At 38.4% G+C, this 20,612-nt stretch carries 20 protein-coding genes; 5 read left to right on the top strand and 15 right to left on the bottom strand.

Going from position 1 to position 20,612, the window contains the following annotated elements; translation table 11 throughout:
* Positions 1 to 89 precede the first annotated feature (89 nt).
* The 3 genes from VB715_RS00560 to VB715_RS00550 form a co-directional block, all read right to left on the bottom strand.
* Positions 90 to 491 (bottom strand): hypothetical protein, encoded by a 402-nt coding sequence (locus VB715_RS00560; RefSeq protein WP_323299249.1) that lies wholly within the window; start codon positions 489 to 491, stop codon positions 90 to 92.
* Between the two features lie 42 nt (positions 492 to 533).
* The gene (locus tag VB715_RS00555) at positions 534 to 1,097 is read right to left on the bottom strand and encodes a hypothetical protein (protein WP_323299248.1); all 564 of its coding nucleotides are present in this window, start codon (positions 1,095 to 1,097) and stop codon (positions 534 to 536) included.
* 79 nt (positions 1,098 to 1,176) lie between these two features.
* Positions 1,177 to 1,365 (bottom strand): hypothetical protein, encoded by a 189-nt coding sequence (locus VB715_RS00550; RefSeq protein ID WP_323299247.1) that lies wholly within the window; start codon positions 1,363 to 1,365, stop codon positions 1,177 to 1,179.
* Positions 1,366 to 1,607: 242 nt separating this feature from the next.
* Here VB715_RS00550 and VB715_RS00545 point away from each other — a divergent pair, with 242 nt between their 5' ends.
* A complete protein-coding gene (locus VB715_RS00545; protein ID WP_323299246.1) occupies positions 1,608 to 2,954 on the top strand; it encodes an ATP-binding protein in 1,347 nt (448 codons plus the stop codon).
* Here the strand turns inward: VB715_RS00545 and VB715_RS00540 are convergent.
* Both VB715_RS00540 and VB715_RS00535 read right to left on the bottom strand, forming a co-directional pair.
* Positions 2,951 to 3,805 carry a type II CAAX prenyl endopeptidase Rce1 family protein gene (locus VB715_RS00540; protein WP_416336900.1) on the bottom strand — a complete coding sequence of 285 codons (855 nt, stop codon included), beginning with the start codon at positions 3,803 to 3,805 and terminating at the stop codon, positions 2,951 to 2,953. The two genes, VB715_RS00545 and VB715_RS00540, sit on opposite strands and share 4 nt — an antisense overlap.
* 269 nt (positions 3,806 to 4,074) lie before the next feature.
* Complete coding sequence (locus tag VB715_RS00535) at positions 4,075 to 4,473, bottom strand: AbrB family transcriptional regulator (RefSeq protein ID WP_323299244.1); 399 nt, start codon at positions 4,471 to 4,473, stop codon at positions 4,075 to 4,077.
* Positions 4,474 to 5,113: 640 nt separating this feature from the next.
* Between VB715_RS00535 and VB715_RS00530 the strand changes: the two genes are divergently transcribed.
* Positions 5,114 to 6,094 (top strand): succinate dehydrogenase/fumarate reductase iron-sulfur subunit, encoded by a 981-nt coding sequence (locus VB715_RS00530; protein WP_323299243.1) that lies wholly within the window; start codon positions 5,114 to 5,116, stop codon positions 6,092 to 6,094.
* Positions 6,095 to 6,148: 54 nt separating this feature from the next.
* On the opposite strand, the gene VB715_RS00525 is transcribed toward VB715_RS00530, so the two are convergent.
* A complete protein-coding gene (locus VB715_RS00525) occupies positions 6,149 to 7,321 on the bottom strand; it encodes a transaldolase (RefSeq protein ID WP_323299242.1) in 1,173 nt (390 codons plus the stop codon).
* A gap of 247 nt (positions 7,322 to 7,568) precedes the next feature.
* Positions 7,569 to 7,961: a hypothetical protein gene (locus VB715_RS00520; RefSeq protein ID WP_323299241.1), complete on the bottom strand. Its 393-nt coding sequence runs from the start codon at positions 7,959 to 7,961 to the stop codon at positions 7,569 to 7,571.
* 117 nt (positions 7,962 to 8,078) lie between these two features.
* Between VB715_RS00520 and VB715_RS00515 the strand changes: the two genes are divergently transcribed.
* Both VB715_RS00515 and VB715_RS00510 read left to right on the top strand, forming a co-directional pair.
* On the top strand, positions 8,079 to 8,894 hold the full coding sequence (locus VB715_RS00515; protein ID WP_323299240.1) for a hypothetical protein: 816 nt from the start codon (positions 8,079 to 8,081) through the stop codon (positions 8,892 to 8,894).
* Between the two features lie 37 nt (positions 8,895 to 8,931).
* Complete coding sequence (locus VB715_RS00510; RefSeq protein WP_323299239.1) at positions 8,932 to 9,282, top strand: phage holin family protein; 351 nt, start codon at positions 8,932 to 8,934, stop codon at positions 9,280 to 9,282.
* Positions 9,283 to 9,383: 101 nt separating this feature from the next.
* Here the strand turns inward: VB715_RS00510 and VB715_RS00505 are convergent, their stop codons facing one another.
* From VB715_RS00505 to sufD, 5 genes are all read right to left on the bottom strand, one after another.
* Complete coding sequence (locus VB715_RS00505; RefSeq protein WP_323299238.1) at positions 9,384 to 11,063, bottom strand: methyl-accepting chemotaxis protein; 1,680 nt, start codon at positions 11,061 to 11,063, stop codon at positions 9,384 to 9,386.
* A 28-nt stretch (positions 11,064 to 11,091) separates the two neighbouring features.
* Positions 11,092 to 12,309: a CheR family methyltransferase gene (locus VB715_RS00500; RefSeq protein WP_323299237.1), complete on the bottom strand. Its 1,218-nt coding sequence runs from the start codon at positions 12,307 to 12,309 to the stop codon at positions 11,092 to 11,094.
* Between the two features lies 1 nt (position 12,310).
* Positions 12,311 to 12,772 (bottom strand): chemotaxis protein CheW, encoded by a 462-nt coding sequence (locus tag VB715_RS00495; protein ID WP_323299236.1) that lies wholly within the window; start codon positions 12,770 to 12,772, stop codon positions 12,311 to 12,313.
* Between the two features lie 96 nt (positions 12,773 to 12,868).
* Positions 12,869 to 14,131 (bottom strand): SufS family cysteine desulfurase, encoded by a 1,263-nt coding sequence (locus tag VB715_RS00490; RefSeq protein ID WP_323299235.1) that lies wholly within the window; start codon positions 14,129 to 14,131, stop codon positions 12,869 to 12,871.
* 58 nt (positions 14,132 to 14,189) lie between these two features.
* The gene (gene sufD, locus VB715_RS00485) at positions 14,190 to 15,536 is read right to left on the bottom strand and encodes a Fe-S cluster assembly protein SufD (RefSeq protein WP_323299723.1); all 1,347 of its coding nucleotides are present in this window, start codon (positions 15,534 to 15,536) and stop codon (positions 14,190 to 14,192) included.
* A gap of 408 nt (positions 15,537 to 15,944) precedes the next feature.
* On the opposite strand from sufD, the gene VB715_RS00480 reads away from it, so the two are divergent.
* Positions 15,945 to 16,781, top strand: coding sequence for a DUF3598 family protein (locus tag VB715_RS00480; protein WP_323299234.1), 837 nt, complete (start codon positions 15,945 to 15,947; stop codon positions 16,779 to 16,781).
* 55 nt (positions 16,782 to 16,836) lie between these two features.
* Here VB715_RS00480 and VB715_RS00475 read toward each other — a convergent pair whose 3' ends face one another.
* From VB715_RS00475 to VB715_RS00465, 3 genes are all read right to left on the bottom strand, one after another.
* Positions 16,837 to 18,294 (bottom strand): pitrilysin family protein, encoded by a 1,458-nt coding sequence (locus tag VB715_RS00475; RefSeq protein WP_323299722.1) that lies wholly within the window; start codon positions 18,292 to 18,294, stop codon positions 16,837 to 16,839.
* 100 nt (positions 18,295 to 18,394) lie between these two features.
* Positions 18,395 to 19,969, bottom strand: coding sequence for a pitrilysin family protein (locus VB715_RS00470; RefSeq protein WP_323299233.1), 1,575 nt, complete (start codon positions 19,967 to 19,969; stop codon positions 18,395 to 18,397).
* A 303-nt stretch (positions 19,970 to 20,272) separates the two neighbouring features.
* Positions 20,273 to 20,461: a 2-phospho-L-lactate guanylyltransferase gene (locus VB715_RS00465; RefSeq protein WP_323299232.1), complete on the bottom strand. Its 189-nt coding sequence runs from the start codon at positions 20,459 to 20,461 to the stop codon at positions 20,273 to 20,275.
* Between the last annotated feature and the right edge of the window lie 151 nt (positions 20,462 to 20,612).

Below are 20,612 nucleotides of genomic sequence, written 5' to 3'. Positions count from 1 at the left end.
CAATTAAGTGAACCATATATAAAACTTTCGCACTATAAACTAAATTAGTATTCGAGGCGCATTATACTTCGTTAATGCACCCGACAAGATCAGGATTCGTTATTCAACATATACCTCATGTATTTTTTCAAATCTTTTTCTGAAAGCTGGTCACTTAAAAGATCAATCTTAATCTGTAATTTAACAAGTCTTTCTATGTAGCTATCAAAATCATTATTAGAAGGATCATCCAAGATAGCATAGGACAATGTGTCTTTCATCTTTTGAACTCCCGCTTTAATCTTTTCCAATTTCTCTTGTTTTTCTGCCACAAGATCAATATCAGAGCTATGATTAATTAATTGATATAACAAAGAACAAGTAGCCTTGATAATATTAGCGTCAGGGAGTTCACCAATAAAATTTTCTATTTGAATAACTTCTTCTTCCCACTGTCGTAGTTTTTTGTCATAAGGATTTCTCCTTTCTTGATTTGTGTGTTCAATAGACATATTTGTATCCTCAGACAATAAATAATTTACAGAAAGATTTGATTATCTTTTCGGAGGTTTTCCACCAGTCAATAATTTTTGTATATTCCCGAAAAATCCAATAGCAGGTTTTTTGATTTCTTGTGGTAATTTCTTAAAAACTGGAATTACAACATATTTTATTGATATAAGAGCAACTTTGTTAAAAACATTAATCACATCTGAAATAATGTCAAGAAGTGCAGCCCAGATATTTTTATTTATCAATTCAGTTTTGGTTTCTTCCAATTGATTACTGATTTTAAAAATACTCCGGTTAAGATCATCAACTTGTTTATTTAATCCTTCAAACATAGAACGCTCTGATTCATCGATGCTGGCACTACCATCATTAACAATCTTATTAACATTATTATTAGTTACTGATACTTCATGCCTTAACTTTTCCGCATCCACTTTCAAATAATTAATTTTATTGTTTAAATCGTTTCCTTTAAATCCAAGAGGACTTACGGTTTTCACTTCAACTGTTATACTGTTAACACTAACTTGAAGCATAACGACTTTGTCCTCAATATCACTATATTGTTTTTGAAAAACTATTGCTTGTTTTCCGTAGATGCTCATAAGTTAGAACTCCTAATCATGGTAGTTTTGAATATCAGTGGTACAATAAAAAAGAAAATGTTGAGTCTGTTTGGAAAATTTATCCCCCCGAATAACTTACACCCTCTTCATTCAAAATTTGGGCAACTTTGGGTGCGTCAATGCTATATGTTACTTCTATTGTATCTCCTGAAATTTTTACACCTGAACCAAGCGCATTAGCTATCCTTGATTTCGCTTGTGACTTTTTAGAATCAAGTTCCGTCCCACTTAAAACAAATGTAGCCATTTTGTACCTCTGTTCAACTTGTTCACAACTAATAATATTGGATATCACTTAATAAGATATGACAGGTGTTTTGGCTGTCTTACTTAATTACATTCCATCATGACAAAGATTTTAAGAAGTTGACAACCCCGAAAGAACCTGATTTAACCTGGAGTTTTTATTACAAAATTTTAAGTAAATAACGGAAAAGATCGGATAAAGTTCAGCTATAATGAATGAAATCTTGATGATGTATAGTTTCTATGAGTGTAAATGAAGTGTTACAATTTGTGGATAAGTTGGTTTTTGAACAAACAGGAAAGCATTTAGATCATGTTCAAAAGTCTGTAGTCCAGGGAACTTGGGAACGACAAACTTATGATAGTATTGCCGATAAGTGTCATGTCACTAAAAATCATGTGGGAGATGTGGGTTATAAATTATGGCAACTTTTATCTGAACAATTGGAGGAAGATATTAATAAGCGCAATTTTCGTTCTACTCTTGAAAGATTACAATTAACATCATCACCAATTATTATACAAAATAATAATCATAACTTTAATTTTGGTTCACAAGAATTCCCCAATATCAAATATCCAAAAAGCAAAACAGATACAAAATCTTACTTACTTAATCATGATTTAACCATTGCTCCTAGAATTATTCATTTTTATGATAGAGAAACTGAACTAAAAAACTTATCTAATTGGATATTAAATCAAAATATTCCTCTAATCTCAGTCTTAGGATTATCTGGAATTGGTAAAACAACTTTAGTTAAAAGATTTATTGATTTAAACTTAGAACAATTTGAAGTTATTATCTGGAAAAACCTAAAGTTTCCTAAATATATAGATTTACTTCTTGATGATTTATTGAATATTTGTAAACAAGAACCTAAAGATAGCATAGATGATAAATTTAGACAGTTATTAGATTTACTTATTGATAAAAAGTGTTTGATTGTTCTAGATGACGTTCAAGATATCTTTGTAAGTAGTCAGTTTTCTGGACAATATCAATTTGAATACTACAATTATCAAAACTTATTTAAGATGATCACAGAAGCTGAACATCAAAGTCATGTTATATTAATCAGTTCAGAACAATGTTCAGAAATGCACTGTTTAGATGAAGAATTATATCCCATTAAATGCTTGGAGTTATTTGGAATAGAAAATGTTGATATTCTTAACAATAAAACCTTAAAAGATGAGGATAGATGGTTAGAATTAATCAATTTATACGAAGGTAATATAGTTTATTTAAAAGATATTGCTATTTTAATCAAAGATATTTATAGTGGGAAAGTTTCTGACTTTTTGTCAGAGAATAGTTTAGTTATTACCAAAAATATGCAATATCATTTTCGACTGTTATTTGATCGATTATCTCCCGTAGAACAGCAATTTATTTTAGAGTTTAGTAAATTTGATAACCCTGTATCTAGAGAAGATTTAAGGCAAAATTTAGATTTATCTTTAACAGATTTCATGAACAGTTTACAATCTCTACAACAACGCTATTTAGTCAGACAAATTAATCAAGAGAATATTTTCTTTAATTTGTCTCCTGTTTTCAGAGAATATGTAAGACATTGTTGTTAGATTAAACCGTCCCTAATAATTGGCCATTGCCATAAAATTAAACCTGTTCCTAATAAACACAAAATTCCCATAACACCCGCTAAAGGTTGCTTATTAATGCCAATCATCCACTCAATACTTTTATCTTGATAAGATATCATTTGCGCCGTATCTAAGGATGCTAACCCCCACACCCAACCCGCATGGAGTCCCCAGGCTAATCCTAAACTACCGCCATCAACAATTCTAGCTAACACTAAAACCATTCCCATGATCCACAGTCCAGGTAACTGAGGTACAGTTTCTTTGCGTTCCCATAACAAATGGACTAGGGCAAAAATACTACTGGCAATGATAGCAGCAACCCATTTTTCATAATCTTGTTCTAAGATAGTTTGAAAAATTCCCCGAAAGACAAATTCTTCTGTGATCCCTACCCATAATCCTAAACCCAAAATCGGCAACGCAACCTTACCTAGATTCATTCGGTTCTCAGGATGCCATTTTAGCCACCCCAAACGACTTTCTAAGCCAAAAATGATTCCTAACCCCCCAACCCCCATCACAATGCCTAAACCGAGAGAAACCCAAAGATGAGGTTGCCAGGATAACCCATAATCAGATAGGGTTGTTCTTTCAAGTATCACGGTAAACCATGCCAACAGGGGAACAATTAGGTACAAAGGAACTAACAAAGGGAGTTTTTGGGCTACGCTTAGGGGTTGGAAGGGTTGCCAATGCAGCTTTTTTCCCAATGGCAAAGCAATGGGCAACCAAAAAATTACCCAAGCTAATAGGAAAAGAGCTATTTTACTCCCAGAAGGAAGTCTCTCCAAATTATTAAGCCAATGATCAAAGTCGGGAAGTAACATTTCTTCCCAATTGACCCCATTAGGAGTAAGAGCTAAGACATTTTTGACAGGGATTAAGAAGAGCATAGGGGCAGAGTAGCTAAGAATTCTCATCTGACGATAACATATCTTTTTAGCTAGAGTCCGCCCCAAAATGTTTGGGTATCACTGTCATTAGAATTGAAACTTTTAACCTGTGCCAATCGTAAAGATAAGCTTAGAGACTAACCCTTCTTTTGCGATGTAGTTTTATGGCATCAGGTTGATATTCAGCCTTAGATGAATGAGAATTAGGCCGCATCCTCATCTATGACTTCACCCTCAATATCGAGTTGTTTGAGGTGAATGTGCTTGTAGCCTAATTTAATTTCAAATTCATCCCCTGGTTTCAATCCCATCTGCTCAGTATAGGTGGAACCGATGACAATTTGACCATTCTTATGAACGCTGACACGGAAGGTAGGTTCACGGCCTCGGCCATCTTTAGCCATGCCAGGCTCAAGAGGAACGCCTTTAGCACCGAGAACAGCATCATAAAAGTCGGTTAAATTAACGCGAGTTTGGCCGTCTTTTGTCACTGAGTAATAACCACATTTCTTGGCTGTTTCCCGCCGAGGCAAGTGGGACAACTCTTTTACTTTTTGAAGTAGAGCCTTTCCTGTTAAGGGAGTAGGATTTGGGTCTGTCATGATCTTGTCAATGTTCCTTGATTTTATCTCGATGGTTGCTTTATTTTCTTGATCTTTATTGATCATATCAAAAATATAGCGTTAAATTCCTAAGTTGAGCAAAAAAATTTCAAGAATTATGAACTGGATTCGAGTAGACTTCAAGGGGGGGAAATTGACGGCATCTGACCCCTCTCCAGACAAATTGCCCCGAAATATCCCCCAGGATTTTAGTTACTCACTCTCAAAAGAAGCTCAAGAAAGTCGGAGATAAAGATGCTCAAAACTTGACTAGGCTTGATTTTTAGTCACTATAAGTGTGGCCAGACTGGTCAGATTGAGTGCCCAATCAATCCGTGCCAAGGCATTTCCTAAACATCGGCCAAATGGTTTTCAGACCAGGCTAAAAGCTGATTTTTGGGGATGCTACTTGTCTAAAAATATAGCACTACGCATTAATCTGTTTGACAAGAATAGGGAAGGGTGGGAAGAGGGGGAAGAGGGGGAAGGGTGGGAAGGGTGGGAAGAGGGGGAAGACAATAAACTTCTTTCCTCGAATCTGTAAAATGTATTAAGTTAAGACTTATTCTGTTCAGTCCCACTCCCTGAGACAATAAAATAAAAGAGCAAGTCTCCTAATAAAATTATCTTCATTGCTTCCATGCAAGTCCTGTTTAAAATTCTTCGACAACAGCCTAATAATGCGCCTCAGTTCCAGAATTATTTCTTAGAGGTTCAGCCTGGCAATACGATTTTAGAATGTCTTAATCGAATTAAATGGGAGCAAGACGGTGGTTTAGCGTTTCGTAAAAATTGTCGCAATACCATTTGTGGTAGTTGTAGCATGAGAATTAATGGTCGTTCTGCCTTAGCGTGTAAGCAGAATGTTGGCCAAGAATTAGAAATGTTATCCCATTCTCCTCAGCAAGACTTACCAACGATTACCATCGCTCCTTTGGGCAATATGCCCGTAATTAAAGATTTAGTGGTGGATATGTCAGGTTTTTGGGATAATCTAGAAAAGGTAGATCCTTATGTTAGTACCCAAGGACGCAAAATTCCTGAAAAAGAATTTTTGCAGACCCCCGAAGAGCGATCGCGTCTTGATCAGACAGGGAACTGTATCATGTGTGGGGCTTGTTATTCGGAATGTAATGCCCTAACGGTTAACCCTGATTTTGTGGGGCCCCACGCCTTAGCCAAAGCACAACGGATGGTGGCCGACTCCCGTGATACAGAAATTGAAACCCGCTTAGAAAATTATACTCAAGGAACCCAAGGGGTTTGGGGTTGTACCCGTTGTTATTTTTGTAATGCAGTCTGTCCCATGGAAGTTGCTCCCATGGATCAAATTAGTCGTCTCAAACAACAAATTTTAGACCGTAAGGATGCTCAGGCAAGTCGTGCCATCCGTCACCGCAAAGTTTTGATCGACTTAGTGAAACAAGGGGGATGGATTGATGAACGTAAATTTGGGGTGTTTGTGGTTGGCAATTATTTTCGAGACTTACAAGGGTTATTAAGTATTGCACCTTTAGGCTTGCGAATGATCGCCAGTGGCAAATTTCCTTCATCCTTTGAAGCTTCGGAAGGAACCTCAGAAGTGCGATCGCTGATTGAAGCGATTGAACAGCAACAGTAAACTTATTCCTTAATGTCGGACAAGGGAAGGTGGGCAAAAGCCCACCCTATCTTTTTAAGCTTCCGTTAAACTAATGGCCGCCCCTAAACCGGCCGCCATTTCTTCGGGAGTAATTTTGCCATCGTGGTTAATATCGATCGCATCAAAGACTAAATCGGTTCCGGCCCATTCTTCACGGGTAATAAACCCATCTCCATCTAAATCATAGACTCGGAAAATGTCTGCAGCTGCATTATTGACAGTAACATCTCCTTCAAGACGGGCCAATCTTTCTTTGAGCATTTCTTCAAGGCTTTCTAAGGCTTTACTAAAGCCAGTAATTCCTTCATCTAGCTTGTCATAGGCCATTCGATCTGTCTTGTGCATCTCATCAAATGTGGCCTTATCCAAGGAAATTTTCTCAAGATCCATGGTTGCTGCCTTATCTGGATCTAGCTTGCGAGGTAATACTTCTTCCGTTGATTGTAATTGTTCTAACAACTTCGGAGAGATCGTTAATAAATCACACCCTGCTAGTTCACAAATTTCGCCAATATTACGGAAACTTGCCCCCATCACTTCGGTTTTGTAACCAAATTTTTTGTAATAATTGTAGATGCTTGTCACTGAAACCACTCCGGGATCTTCTGCCGGGGCATAGTCTTTTCCGGTTTCCTTTTTATACCAGTCAAGAATGCGGCCCACAAAGGGAGAAATAAGAGTAACTTTAGCCTCAGCACAGGCGATCGCTTGGTGCATCCCAAATAAGAGAGTTAAATTACAGTGAATTCCTTCTTTTTCAAGGATTTCAGCCGCTTTAATCCCTTCCCAAGTCGAAGCAATTTTGATCAAAATGCGATCGCGGGATACCCCAGCTTTTTCATATTCAGAAATCAAATAATGGGCTTTTTCGAGGGTTCCTTCCATATCATAGGATAATCTCGCATCGACTTCTGTCGAGACACGCCCAGGAATAATTTTGAGGATTTTTAAGCCAAAAGACACCGCCAAGCGATCAAAGGCTAAAGTCACCACATCAGAGGCCGAGGCCTCTTTGCCCAATTCTGCTCTAGCCGTTGTCAGGGTATCATCCACAATGGACTGATATTGCGGCATTTGGGCCGCTGCAGTGATTAAAGAAGGGTTGGTGGTGGCATCACGGGGTGTAAACGTTTCAATAGCTTGAATATCCCCAGTATCAGCAACCACAATGGTAAATTTCCGCAGTTGCTCTAATAATGTTGCCATAATTACTCCTTACAGATGAGTGTCAAAGTCAAAAATTTCAGATAGTGATGTAGCTAACTAAAGATTAATAATCCTATCGCTCTTAACGATATCAGTTGCCTCTGTCTCAGGGGGAGAATTTCAGGAATTCCTAATCATTGAAACAAGATTTTCCCCTAGTTATTGTCGCCAAAATTGTCAAAATTTGAACATATACTTAGGGACGAGAGATGATCCCCAATTTATCTGAATCCGTAAGCTGTAACCCTTAAGATTCTTGACGTAAAATCCGACCGGTTTGATCGGTGCGATACACCCAAGTTTGTTGGCCATCCGTCACCACAATCCGCCATCCTTCTACTAAGGCCTGAGTGCAGAATTCATCGGGTTTAGCCAATCCTAAACAGCCATCAGACCAAGTTTTTGCTTCAGTTTCTTGAATTTGTAAAACATCAGTTTTGAGGCCGGTTTGTTGAGCAATTTGTTCAGTCACAGATGTAATGACTGTATTGGGGGGTTGAGTCTGATCATTCATGGGTTTTGGATTGGTAGTGGGTTCAGGAGAAGATTGAGAAAGCTCAGGGGGAATAGTAGAATCCGATTGACAACCCCAGAAACTCAAACAGAATAACAAACAACAACAGAGAAAAAATCTTTTCATCAAACCTCCCCTAAAAGATAGACTTAAAAGAATTTTCCTAAAGAATGTATGGATCTGACCCTACTTTTGGGAATTCTTAAGATATCAAAACAATCTTTGTTTATCATCCCTATCCCTATGTCTTCTCAATGGTTTTTCGGTCAACCCCTTTTAGCACAAACCACAGAAAGTCCTCAATCCTTTTCTGTCTCTCCTTCTGCTGAGTCGAATTATCTCAGTGGACAACCTTGGGTGATTAGCACAATGACACTGTTAATCATACTCATCGCCTTGGTGAGTTATGGTAAATGGCAACTGCATCAAACAGCTAAAGCCCTCACCTTTGAGCAATTTAAGAGTAAAGATCTCAAGAAAAAGCTCAAATTAGCCCTAGTTACCATTAGAAAAATGGAGGAAAACCCCGACTTAGTCCATGCTAGGGAATTTAATCTCGATTATTTGCGAATGCGAATGGATGAGGAAGTTTTTCATTATGTAGTGGTTAATCAAATTAAAATGAAAGTCACTCAGTTAATCGGCACCGCCCTACGGCCAAATACAGACAGAGTACAGGCGGGAGTTGTGGCCGGTGGCAGACAAATTGATGAAAGTTTTGATGTCACCTACGAAGTGGAAACCCAAGAGGGCAAATGGAATAAAGGGATTTTGTTTCGTATTCAAATTAAATTAACTAAGTTACCCACTCAGGCGAGTGCGGCTACGGTTAGTCAAATTATCGAATGTATTGAGACTTTTTTGTCTCCGAGTACCAACAATCAGCATTGGCAACCGGCCATTCAAGGCCATGTGGTTGATATGAATTGGGATCAAAAAGCGAAACCCACACCCCTCTTAGTTTTAGAACAATCGGAAGAAGGGGTTAATCTGAGTGGGAAAATCCATACATTACAGAAAACCCCTTCTCTTGCTCGTAATCCCTCTGAGGTGGGTTAAACTATGAGTGACAACGACATCTGCGAAGACGAAGATTATGTCACAATTTTTACTAACTTGGATCATTACTGCCCTGTCATTATTGATTACTGCTTATCTAGTTCCAGGCATTATCATTAAAGGGCTGATGGTAGCCGCGATCGCTGCTTTGGTCATGGGATTAATTAATGCTGTTGTTCGCCCTATTCTTATTTTATTTACCCTTCCTTTAACCTTTCTTTCTCTGGGTTTATTTTTATTTGTTATCAATGCAATTTCTTTTTCTCTCGTCTCTTATTTTACTCCTGGATTTGAGATTAATTCCTTTTGGGATGCTTTATTTGGCTCAATAATTCTTTCTTTTGTTTCTAGTGTGTTGAGTCAAGCTTTAGAACCTAGAGAAGTTTAAAGAAGACACGAGGGTGCAAGCAAGAGGAAGCAAGCATTGCGCCCCTACAAGCGGACAAATTGGGACCGGGGGCGTATGGCATACGCCCTCTCTTTGATAACTTAACTTTTTACTTTAAATACAGAAATTTCAGCTTGTAAACCTTGGGCAGCATCATCTAATTGTTCGAGAACAATATGAGTATCATGTAAAGAATAAGCGGTTTGTTCAGAACCCTCACTAAGTTGTTCCATTGCTTCCCGAATATGTTGTGCGCTGCGAGATTGTTCTTCCATACTTTTACTGACTAATTCAAAGCGAGGGGTAATACTTTGTACCTGTTCAATTACCTGGGCAATTTGATGACTAATACTCCCCACATCTTCCACACTATTACTCACTTCCTTATTGAATTTATCCATTTCCATAACACCAGTAGAAACCGCAGATTGCATCTCCTTAACCATCTGTTCAATTTCCAAAGTTGCCACCGCAGTTTGATCCGCTAAACGTCGAATTTCCCTCGCTACAACAGCAAAACCAGCCCCATATTCTCCCGCTTTTTCTGCTTCAATAGCAGCATTAAGAGAGAGTAAATTAGTTTGGTCAGCCACCTTCGTAATCGTTAAAACCACACTATTAATATTGTGTGCCTTTTCACTCATAACACCCAATTTAGACGCAATAGATGTGGTTGCGTTGGCTAATTGCCGCATCGTCGTTTCCATCCTACCTAAATCATGCTGTCCTTGGCTTGCTGCTTGGGCTGTACCTTGGGACATTTCCGTAATTTGCTCCATGGTTTTGACTAATTCTTCTGACGTATTAGCAATTTCTTGGGCCGTAGTAGTCACTTCATTAGTAGAGGCAATTTGTTCCGTTAACGTTGCTTCTAATTGTTTTCGAGAAGCCGCCATTTGCGTCGTTGAACTGGTAATAGAAATCCCGGAATGTTGTACCTTAGAAATGAGAGAATTGAGGTTTTCAATCATCGTTTTTAAAGCTTCTAATAATTGCCCAATTTCATCTTGAGATGTTACTTCGACTTCCGCCGTTAAATTACCAAGAGAAACCGCTTCAGCCACCTGAACTGCTGTTCCTAATGAACGGGTAATATTACGAGTTATCCAATAACCTAAACTTAAAATAGCAATAATACTAACCAAGAAAGTGAAAGAAACAATTGTCACCGTATTTTGTTGGTGTCGTTTGGCAATATTAGCTGCTTCTTGAGACAGGCCAACAACCTGTTGTAAAAGTTCAGTATTTTCTTGTTTGAGTTCTTCTTGTAAGGGTTGAATTTTAATGGCAGCAATTTTAGCAGATGGCACTTGATTACTCATAATTAAACTAAACATTTGCTCAGCTTGGTTATTATAATAAATATAACTTTGTTGATATTCATTTAAGTTTTTAGCAATGGATTCAAAGTTTTGTCTATCTGACTGATTATCCGTTTCTTTAATTTGCTTTTGAATCAAACTTTGAGAGGCTTCAATAGCACTACCTACGCGACTTTGTTTATCCAGAAAATTAGTCCTTGATTGGTTAAAATTCGTTTGATCGCTGGGATTTTTGGTGGTATTAATTCCTGCTCTTAAGGCCTGTTCAAAATCCACCACTTGAGCCAGTTGATTTTCCTGCATTTGAATCAAATTTTGGATCAAAGAAAGATCCTGTTCGGCCATTTGCCTGACTTCTGCATAGAGCTTGGACATTCCCACCCAAGTGACAACGGCTCCCACGCCCATGACAAATGCTGAAAAAATCAGTAATCCGAGCAATTTTGATTCAATAGACATTGATTTGTAGATCTTCATAATTTCAGCCTTAAAGATTATCTAGTCGTTGCATACGATTTTTGAGAACGGCCGCCCCTTGAACATCCCCTTGACTTTCTCTGAGTAAGACCAAATGCGCTAAAGCCTCACGATAATTAGGTTTGAGATAAAGGGCTTTTTGGAGATATCGTTGCGCTTGTTCATTATTCCCTTGCGCTTGATAAATTTCCCCTAATAATAAGTAGGCAGAGGCATCAATAGGAGAGCGTTTCAGATAGTCATGACAAGACTGGGCCGCTTCTTTTAATTTTCCCTGATTAGCGAGTTGTCGTGCCATTTCCAATAAAGAAAGTTTAGGTTCTGAGACTGGGGGTTGGGGTAAGGAGACGCGCTGAGATGTTTGGGTTTTTTTGATTGGTGTTAATCTTTGAAGAGGCGGATCAGTAATAGAAGGTTTCGGAGAAGATGGGGCGAGGATTTTTTGGTAAGCAAAGGCTGAAGGATGGGCCATAAAGCGGAAATTCGGTGATTTGATCAAGGTGGTTTCCACTGCTCCCACAAATAACAGACCTTGATTGCATAGTAAGCGATCAAGGGTCTTGATCACGCGATCGCGGGCCGGTTCATCTAAATAAATTAATAAATGACGACAAAAAATGACATGATAGGGAGGATCATTCGGCAACCAAGGGGCCAAGAGATTTTTGCTGCTAAACTTCACTTGACGGCGAATGGACTCAGAGATTTGATAGCTTTCTTCTTTGCTTTCAAAAAATTGTTGATGCTCTACCCAATCATGATTACGAAAGGAATTTTTGCTGTAAATCCCTTGTTTAGCGTAACTTAGGGCGATTTGACTGATATCCATCCCTTCAATCTGCAATTGTTGAGGTGCTAAGGGGGAATTCAGTAAAGTCATGGCAATGGAATAAGGTTCTTCTCCTGTGGAACAAGGAATACTTAACACCCTTAAGGTTTCTTGAGGATGATGAGGCAGCCATTGGTTGGTAATGTAGTGACGGAGCAAGACAAAGGCTTCTCGATGGCGGAAAAACCAACTTTCTCTAACAACCAGTTGTTCAATTAATTCCTGAAATTCTTTGGCGGAAGCTTGTAAGCGTTCAAGATAACGAGGAAGATCACTAAAACCACAGGCTTTTTGACGGGTGGCAATAGCTTTGGCCAATTGACGTGACCCAATTTTGCTCACCTCCCAGCCCATTCTTTGGCTAAGTAACGCTTCGATCATCTGATGGTGCTGATTCATGTTATTGTGACCGGTTTTCAGGTAAAAGCCATGTCCGTTGGGAGTCTGACAGTAATTTTTCTACCCGTAGTCGTTGAATCATCCCGTCTTTTTCGGGAATCATTTCACCTAAATAAGTCGTGGACTCAGAAGTGACTTCTGTGGGAATCCACTCATTTTTGGGTTTATACATGGTATCCGTCACTCGCTCTGCCAGCAGTCCGACGTAGCGCGTTGTAGCATCAGGCATGGGATAATTTACCATGATAATCCGAGTGCTGAGGCAATGACGACAGGGATAACCCCCAATTAGATGACATAAATCAATGGCCGGCACAATTTTACCACGATAGTTAAAGACTCCTGCCACATATTTCGGGGCTTGGTATAGTTTTCTCAGCAAAACTTGGGGGATAATTTCTACCACCTGTTTACTGTCAATGGCGTATTTTTCATCCCCAAGGTGAAAGAGCAGTAAAAGCATAGGGTTTTAGGAACAGGTTGATGTTTCCTTTTTATTTTTATTATATCAATAAAAAAGGTGGGTAATACCCACCGCAAAAACTAGACTATTTTGATGTTATTCCATCATATTCATAAAGAAATCAATCGTCTCTTGTAATGCCACAATAAAGGCATCAATTTCTTCACGAGTATTATAGAAATATAAACTTACTCGGCAACTTCCAGAGGCATTAAATAAGCGGTGTAAGGGTTGAGTACAATGGTGACCGGAACGAATAGCAATGCCTTCATGATCTAAGATGGTTGATAAGTCACTACCGTGTATTCCTTCAATGTTAAATGCAGCTAAGGCGGCTCTCCCTTTGCCTTCTTCTGTTGGTTTTGGCCCATAGATTCTAATCTTAGGAATTTGTTCCAGTTTTTTAAACAAATAAGCGGTCAATTCTTCCTCATAAGCATGAATATTATCCATGCCAATTTCTGTTAAATAATCAACGGCTGCCCCTAAAGCGATCGCTTCTCCAATGGCGGGGGTTCCTGCTTCAAATTTGTGGGGTAATTCTCCACAGGTAAACCCATCAAAAAAGACCTCATTAATCATTTCTCCCCCGCCTAAAAATGGGGGCATTTCTTCTAAAATTGCTTGCTTTCCATATAAGAAACCGATCCCTGACGGGCCACACATTTTATGTCCACTTGCGACTAACCAATCACAGTCCATTTCTTGTACATCAATAGCAGTATGGGGAACACTTTGACAAGCATCAATTAAGATTTTTGCCCCAAATTTATGAGATAGGTTTATGACTTCTTCTACGGGATTAATACAACCCAATGTGTTAGAAACATGGACAATTGTAACTAATTTTGTTCGCTCAGATAACAAAGATTTGAAGCATTCTAAATCAAAGTCTTCATTGTCGGTTAATTGAACATATTTAATGACGGCCCCTGTCTTTTGAGCCACAATTTGCCAGGGAACAATATTACTGTGATGTTCCATAACAGAGGTGATAATTTCATCCCCTGGTTTTAAGTTATTTAACCCCCAACTATAGGCGACTAAATTGATAGCTTCAGTTGCATTTCTGGTAAAGATAATTTCTTGTCGAGAAGCCGCATTAATAAACTTGGCTATCTTATCTCTTGCCCCTTCATAAGATTCTGTTGCTCTGACACTTAAAGTATGGGCCCCACGATGAACATTTGCATTGTCTTTTTCGTAATAATTCCGCAACGCATCGAGTACCGCTACAGGTTTTTGAGAAGTAGCAGCATTGTCTAAATAAATCAAGGGTTTGTCGTGAATTTCTTGGTGTAAAATTGGGAAATCTGCACGAACTTGGGCGGCGATGGTTTTTTCTTTAATAGCAGTCATAATGAAGTTTGAAGTCAGAAGTTTGAAGTCAGAAGTTTTCGTTTTGTTCGATACTTAATTAAGCATCTACAGTACGACAAGCAACACATTGAGTCAGTCTTTGTCGCAAAGAATTTAGAGGAATTCTTTCTAATATTTCTGCGGCAAAGGCATCAATTAAAAGGTGACGGGCATCAGTCTCATTTAAACCCCGACTCTGTAGGTAAAAGAGTTCATCTGCTTCTAATTGACTAATGGTTGCCCCATGGGAACATTTAACATTATCCGCCGTAATTTGTAGTTCTGGCTTGGTATTAATACGGGCTTTTGATGATAGTAATAAGTTCCGGTTTAATTGGGTGGCATTGGTGACTTGGGCAGGTTTAGGAACGAAAATTTTACCATTAAAAACACCGTGACCATTACCATCTATAATACATTTATGTAATTGATGAGTAGTACCATAAGGATGATTGAGCAAAACTGCAGTATGAGTATCTGAAACTTGCTGATTATCAATCATGGTTAACCCGTTAAGATGGGTTTCTGTCTGGTTGCCGTTTTGCCAAATTTGTAGAGTATGACGAGATAATTTCGCGCCTAAATTTACCTCATTACAAGTATAACGACTATCTTGATTTTGAGTAATAGCACTCTTACCAATATGGAAGCTATCGGCTAATTCTCTCTGAATGCGACTATGATTAATTTGGGCGTTATCTTCTAACCAAATTTCTGTCACAGAATTAGTAAAATAGGGCTGATTTTGTTGCACATCAGAACATTGTTCAAGTCTGCCATAATATTCAACAAAGGACACACTAGACCCTGTTTCTGCTACTACTAAGGTACGGGGTTGAATGAGGGTAGGAGTATCATTAGCAACGGCAAGAAATAACAATTGAATGGGGTTTTCAACTATAACATTAGGGTTGACCCAAATAACCGCCGCATCGTTAATTCCTGCCGTATTTAATGCCGTAAAAGCGTCTCTTTCTCCTTCTTGTTTTCCTAAATACTTGACAATTTTATTTTTTTGTAATTCTGAAAGATTACTTAAATTTCCGACATAGATATCTGTCGATAAAGCAGAAACATTTGATAACTCAGAAACATATTGCCCATTGACAAAAACAATGCAGCTTTTTTGGGTTTCAGGTAAAATAAAGATATCAGCAATTTCTTGAGAAACTGTTGCGGATTTTGCTGCTGTAAATTCTAGCTGATATAATTCAGAGAGATCAGTAAATCGCCATTCTTCATCCCGTTTAGTAGGAAGACTTAATTCTTTAACTTGAGAAACAGCATTTTTCTGTAGGTTTTGCAGATATTCAGCATCAATAACAGAAGACTTTGCTTGACACTGTTTTAATAAGTTGTTTAGGTAAGTTTCTGAACTGGTTTTGTCGAGGGTTGGGTTATTCATGCGGTTAATTGAAGTAATACGCAAGTACGTTCTCTCGGTCAGCAGGTTTAATCTATCTCAAACGTTGATGCCATCTGGGGACTGAACCTGAGTCTATAACCATCTTACAATACTTTAGCAACATTTTTGTTGTTAAAGTTGCTATTTGGAGATAAACCTCACTTTTCACGGTATCTTTATTACTTTCATGAGTGAGGGAAGTGTGGGAATATAAAGAGAAGTACAGTTGTCATTAAAAATGATGCTCGAAAAAGTAGGGTGGGCAATGCCCACCTTATCTTTTATCATAAATCTAACTGTAGAGGGCATAGTAAGCTAATACGCATTTTAAATGCGTATTAGCAAGGCAAAAAGCTTTCATACTGTGCTAAGATATTTATAATTTATAATATTATTAACAATAGGATAATGATAGGCAGCAAGTGGGAAAACTTTCTTAAAAATCTTGGGGAATGGCAAGGATCATTTACCAAATTTTCAGGCAATGGTGATCTACTGGGTTCTACTCCTTCAATTATTAGTTTAGAAGGGCAAGATAATAACCAATTAGTAAAGTTTAGAGTCCGTCGTTTTGGTCCTGGTGGTTATGATGAAACCCCGACTCAAGACTATTCCGAAGAATATCGTAACCTCGGTAAACAGGCAATTTTTTTTGATACAGGAGCTTTTTCTAAAGGTTCCTTACAATTAGCCCCTTTTGCTGAATTTGGGGCAGAATTTGGCTTTGTTCATGAAGATCGTCGCTTGCGTTGCGTTCAACTTTATGACCGTCAAGGAGACTTATCTAATATTACCTTAATTCGGGAATTTCGTAGCGGTACGAATGCCCAAGAACGTCCTCCTTTAACCTTAGAAAAATTATTAGGAAAATGGCAAGGAACCGCCTGTACTGTTTACCGAGACTTAAGACCTGATGAGAGTTATTCGACTTGTTTGGAAATCAAAAAAAATGATGATACTTATGTAGAAACTGTCTTGTCTTTTGGCAATCAAACAATTACATCACAAGCAAAAATAGAAGGAAATAAATTGATAATTAATGAAGGTATTAATCCTAGAGAAATTTTATTTTTGCCTGACGGGACATCCAGTAATGCTCCCTTAAAATATCAACTAAGAGAACCTTTTTTAGTCGAAGTAGGTTGGTTATTAAACGAAACAGAACGTCAGCGATTAATTCGTAGTTATGATGCTACTGGGGCTTGGGTAAGTTCAACTCATATAATTGAACAGAAAGTTGGATAATTAAAGGGGAATCTGTAGGGATAATTCATGAATTACCCCTAAGAACCAGAAAAGGTTAACTTTTATTCCCTTCAGGAATCGTAACATCAACTATTTTAACCGTTTTTCCCAATTGAGAAAGAGGAGGATTAATCGTTTCCTCATTCCCGACAACTAGGGTAATAATTTGCTCCGGTTGAAGATATTTTTGGGCAACCCGTTGAATATCTTCAATAGTGGTTGCTTTGACTCCCTGTTGATAACTAAAAATAAAATCCTTGGGATAACCATAATATTCATAGGTCATCAAACGGGATAAAGTTTGACTGGGGTTCTCGAATTTAAAGACAAAAGAATTCAAAATTGATTCTTTGGCATAGCTTAATTCTTCTGGGGTAATGGGACTATTTCTTAACCGTTCAATTTCCTTCATTAAAGAGTTAATAAACTGAACAGTCGTTTCAGAACGGGTTTGTCCTCCCGCGACAAATAATCCTGGATAGTCATAGGCCGCATTCCAGGAACCATACACGGTATAAGCTAACCCTTGACGCGATCGCAGATCATTAAATAAACGACCGCCAAAACCATTTAAGACCCCATTAACCAGACTTAAGGCAGGGTAGTCAGGATTATCAAGCTGTCCCCCTAAATGACCCAACAAAACGCTACTTTGGTTTAATTGGGGTTGATTGACGAGAAAGACCCCTGAATCATATTTTTGTGTGGCGGAGGGAATCTTTACCCCAGGGGTAGGGGTAGCAGGTTTCCAGTCTCCCAAGGTTTCTTGAATCAGGGTTTTCATGGTTTTGGGGTCAAAGTCTCCCACAATGCCCAAAATCATGTTATCAGGACGTACATAGGCTTGATGAAAGCCGATCACATCTTCACGGGTAATATTATCAAGGGTGGCGTATTCTTCAATGCGGCCATAGGGACTATTTTTCCCATAGATGAGTTGCCGTAACTCTCGACCGGCGATATCGTCTGGATCATCGTTACGACGGGCAATTTCTCCCCGTTTTTGGTTTTTTGCTAACTGTAATTGAGTTGGGTCAAATGCAGGTTCTCGAAGGACTTGACTAAACAGTTTAAAAACCAGATCAATGTCTTCGCTGAGGGTATTAAATCCTGCATTACCGGAGGTTGTGCCGATACCAGTCTCAACTTCGGCCGCCCTTTGTTCTAGGAGTTCGTTTAATTCAGCCGGGGAATGTTGTTTTGTTCCTCCGCTTCTCATCACCGTTCCCGTAATTTCTGCTAACCCGACGCGATCATTTGCTTCCAGGCGTGATCCAGTGCGGATGATCGCGGTTCCTTTAATTAAGGGTAGTTCATGATCTTGCATTAAATAGACTACCATTCCGTTATCTAGTTCATAGCGTTCATATTCGGGGATGGAAATTTCCTTTAAAGGAGGAAAGGTTAAGTCGCTGTAATGACGAGGGGTTTGGGCAATGGCTGGTGAACGAAATAGTAAAATTAACAAGGTTGTCATCAAAATGATGCCTAACCAGCGAAAACGTTTAGTCAGTGAGTTTTGGATCATGGATAGGTTAAGTAACTTTGTCTTTTGTGGTTTAGTCGTCAATTTTCGATACATCTTCATAGTTTAAACAGAAGCGGCTTAACTATTACTTATCAGTGGGGGGTTTTGTTTGGGATAAAATACGACCAATGGTTTTATTTTCAGGAGTAAATGTTTCTTTGGCGACTCGTTGAATATCCGCAGCATTGACTGCTTCAATGGCTTGTAATTGGTCAAACAAATTGCGCCAACTGCCAGTTTTAACCTCATATTCAGTTAAGGCACGAGCCATGCCTAAATTAGAATCAAGTGACCGCAATAAACCGGCCCGTAATTGATTTTTGACCCTTTCTAATTCTTGGTCAGAAACGGGTTGGGTTTTCAATTTTTCAATTTCTACAGCTAAGGCATCGGCGACTTGATCAACGGTTGCTTTGGGAGATGTTTGAGCATAAAATAAGATTAAATTCGGGTATTTATCCCCAGGAAATCCATTAAATCCTTGAGCAACTAAAGCAACTTGTTTATCTTGCACTAAAGATTGATATAAACGGGAAGTCCGACCGGAACTTAACAAAGTAGCAATGACTTCATAAATGGCATTATCGGGATGATTTAAAGCGGGACGATGATAGCCTTCTAAATACCAAGGTTGAGAAGGTAGAGTTAAGGTTACTTCACGAGTTTTTGTTTGTTTCGGTTCTACTTTCGTTAATTTGGGAGGGGCAGGTTTAGCAGGAAAACGACCAAAATAAACCTCTGCTAACTGTTTTACTTGTTCCGGTTTTACGTCTCCGACAATAGCAATTGTGATGTTACCAGGGCCGTAATAAGTATTAAAAAATTGCTGTACATCTTCACGGTTGAGATTACTAATATCTTTGTTATAACCAATGGTTGGACGTTTATAAGGATGTTCGGTAAAAGCTGTTCCTAAAAATGCTTCTACCATCTGTCCAATGGGGCTATTTTCTGTCCGCATTCGACGTTCTTCTAAGATGACATTTTGTTCTTTATAAAATTCTCGAAAAACCGGATCTAAGAAACGTTCTGATTCTAAGGACAGCCATAACTCTAATTTGTTAGACGGAAAGCTATAAAAATAAACCGTTGACTCGGCTGAAGTTGCCGCATTAATACCAACGCCTCCTGCGGTTTCCACAATGCGACCAAAGGCATTTTGTACAATATATTCTGAAGCTTCATTTTGGACTTTTTCAAAAGTTTCGGCTAATTTTTGGGCTGATTCTTCTTTGCCCTCTGCCTTAGCTACTTTCCTTTGGGTAAATAATTGATCTAAACGGTCTAATAAAGGCCTTTCTTGAGTATAGTTTGTCGTACCAATTTTTGTGGTTCCTTTAAAGGCTAAATGTTCTAAAAAATGGGCGACCCCTGTTTTGCCATCTGGTTCATCTGTTCCCCCTACATCGGCATAGGTGACAAAGGAAACCACGGGAGCATCATGATTTTCCATGACAATGAACTTCATACCATTGTCTAACTTAAATTCTGTAACCCGTTCAATGGCTCGGTTTAAATAGGGGGTAATAGATGAGGAAGGGGTTTCAGGGGCAGTCGTTTGAGCCAAAACGGGACTATTGCCCCATAGGAGTAAGAGAAGGGTTAAAAGGGCGATAATGTAGCGGATAGAAGGCGATCGCTTGAAAAATTTAATGACCATAGATTAGGATAGCAATGGGGTAAGGTTAATTGACTCTTTTCTAGGATATCGGAATGAGTAGACAAATGAGTAGGGGTAATTCATGAATTACCCCGACAAAAGACACATTTTATAGAGACGTGGCTTAAGTTATCATAAATATTGTTAGTCTTTGTCCTTGAGTCTATGCAGCATGGGCTAAAGCCGCTAAAATCAGCAGAATTCGCTGATTTTATTACCATTGTAAAGTATCTAAAATATCTTGTTTACTTACCTGTTTATGAAGATAAATAGCCCTTAAAATACTATTAAGTGTTCCTACCCTCAAAGGATTATGATTCGGAATGCTAATTCTTTTTTTTGATCAAAATAGTACCCTTTAACTGCTTCTTTCACATTAGCTTTCAGTTGCTCCCAATTATCACCTTGACTAAAAATATCCTCCGTTAAACATTCTGCAACAAATCCGCCATCTTCTTCTTGAGAGAATTCAAAAACAATTGTTTGATTCATTTTACTCAACCATATATTAAGCTTATTAGTAAAGTGATTATATCACAAAAAAAAAGAAAAAATAAATTTGGATATTAACCAAAAATCATTGTATTCCCCCCTTTTTCCCTGGCCCAAACATCTAATTAATTTTTAACAATAATAAAACTTA

It is taken from the genome of Crocosphaera sp. UHCC 0190, assembly GCF_034932065.1.
GTDB lineage: Bacteria > Cyanobacteriota > Cyanobacteriia > Cyanobacteriales > Microcystaceae > UHCC-0190.
Note: the sequence above shows the minus strand (reverse complement) of the source record. Positions and strands in the feature narration are given on the sequence as shown.

Bases quoted from the DNA above. Each gene is read 5' to 3' on its own strand.
- VB715_RS00560 (WP_323299249.1), bottom strand. From the start codon at position 491: ATGTCTATTGAACACACAAATCAAGAAAGGAGAAATCCTTATGACAAA.
- VB715_RS00555 (WP_323299248.1), bottom strand. From the start codon at position 1,097: ATGAGCATCTACGGAAAACAAGCAATAGTTTTTCAAAAACAATATAGT.
- VB715_RS00550 (WP_323299247.1), bottom strand. From the start codon at position 1,365: ATGGCTACATTTGTTTTAAGTGGGACGGAACTTGATTCTAAAAAGTCA.
- VB715_RS00545 (WP_323299246.1), top strand. From the start codon at position 1,608: ATGAGTGTAAATGAAGTGTTACAATTTGTGGATAAGTTGGTTTTTGAA.
- VB715_RS00540 (WP_416336900.1), bottom strand. From the start codon at position 3,805: ATGTTACTTCCCGACTTTGATCATTGGCTTAATAATTTGGAGAGACTT.
- VB715_RS00535 (WP_323299244.1), bottom strand. From the start codon at position 4,473: ATGACAGACCCAAATCCTACTCCCTTAACAGGAAAGGCTCTACTTCAA.
- VB715_RS00530 (WP_323299243.1), top strand. From the start codon at position 5,114: ATGCAAGTCCTGTTTAAAATTCTTCGACAACAGCCTAATAATGCGCCT.
- VB715_RS00525 (WP_323299242.1), bottom strand. From the start codon at position 7,321: ATGGCAACATTATTAGAGCAACTGCGGAAATTTACCATTGTGGTTGCT.
- VB715_RS00520 (WP_323299241.1), bottom strand. From the start codon at position 7,961: ATGAAAAGATTTTTTCTCTGTTGTTGTTTGTTATTCTGTTTGAGTTTC.
- VB715_RS00515 (WP_323299240.1), top strand. From the start codon at position 8,079: ATGTCTTCTCAATGGTTTTTCGGTCAACCCCTTTTAGCACAAACCACA.
- VB715_RS00510 (WP_323299239.1), top strand. From the start codon at position 8,932: ATGTCACAATTTTTACTAACTTGGATCATTACTGCCCTGTCATTATTG.
- VB715_RS00505 (WP_323299238.1), bottom strand. From the start codon at position 11,063: ATGTCTATTGAATCAAAATTGCTCGGATTACTGATTTTTTCAGCATTT.
- VB715_RS00500 (WP_323299237.1), bottom strand. From the start codon at position 12,309: ATGAATCAGCACCATCAGATGATCGAAGCGTTACTTAGCCAAAGAATG.
- VB715_RS00495 (WP_323299236.1), bottom strand. From the start codon at position 12,772: ATGCTTTTACTGCTCTTTCACCTTGGGGATGAAAAATACGCCATTGAC.
- VB715_RS00490 (WP_323299235.1), bottom strand. From the start codon at position 14,131: ATGACTGCTATTAAAGAAAAAACCATCGCCGCCCAAGTTCGTGCAGAT.
- sufD (WP_323299723.1), bottom strand. From the start codon at position 15,536: ATGAATAACCCAACCCTCGACAAAACCAGTTCAGAAACTTACCTAAAC.
- VB715_RS00480 (WP_323299234.1), top strand. From the start codon at position 15,945: ATGATAGGCAGCAAGTGGGAAAACTTTCTTAAAAATCTTGGGGAATGG.
- VB715_RS00470 (WP_323299233.1), bottom strand. From the start codon at position 19,969: ATGGTCATTAAATTTTTCAAGCGATCGCCTTCTATCCGCTACATTATC.
- VB715_RS00465 (WP_323299232.1), bottom strand. From the start codon at position 20,461: ATGAATCAAACAATTGTTTTTGAATTCTCTCAAGAAGAAGATGGCGGA.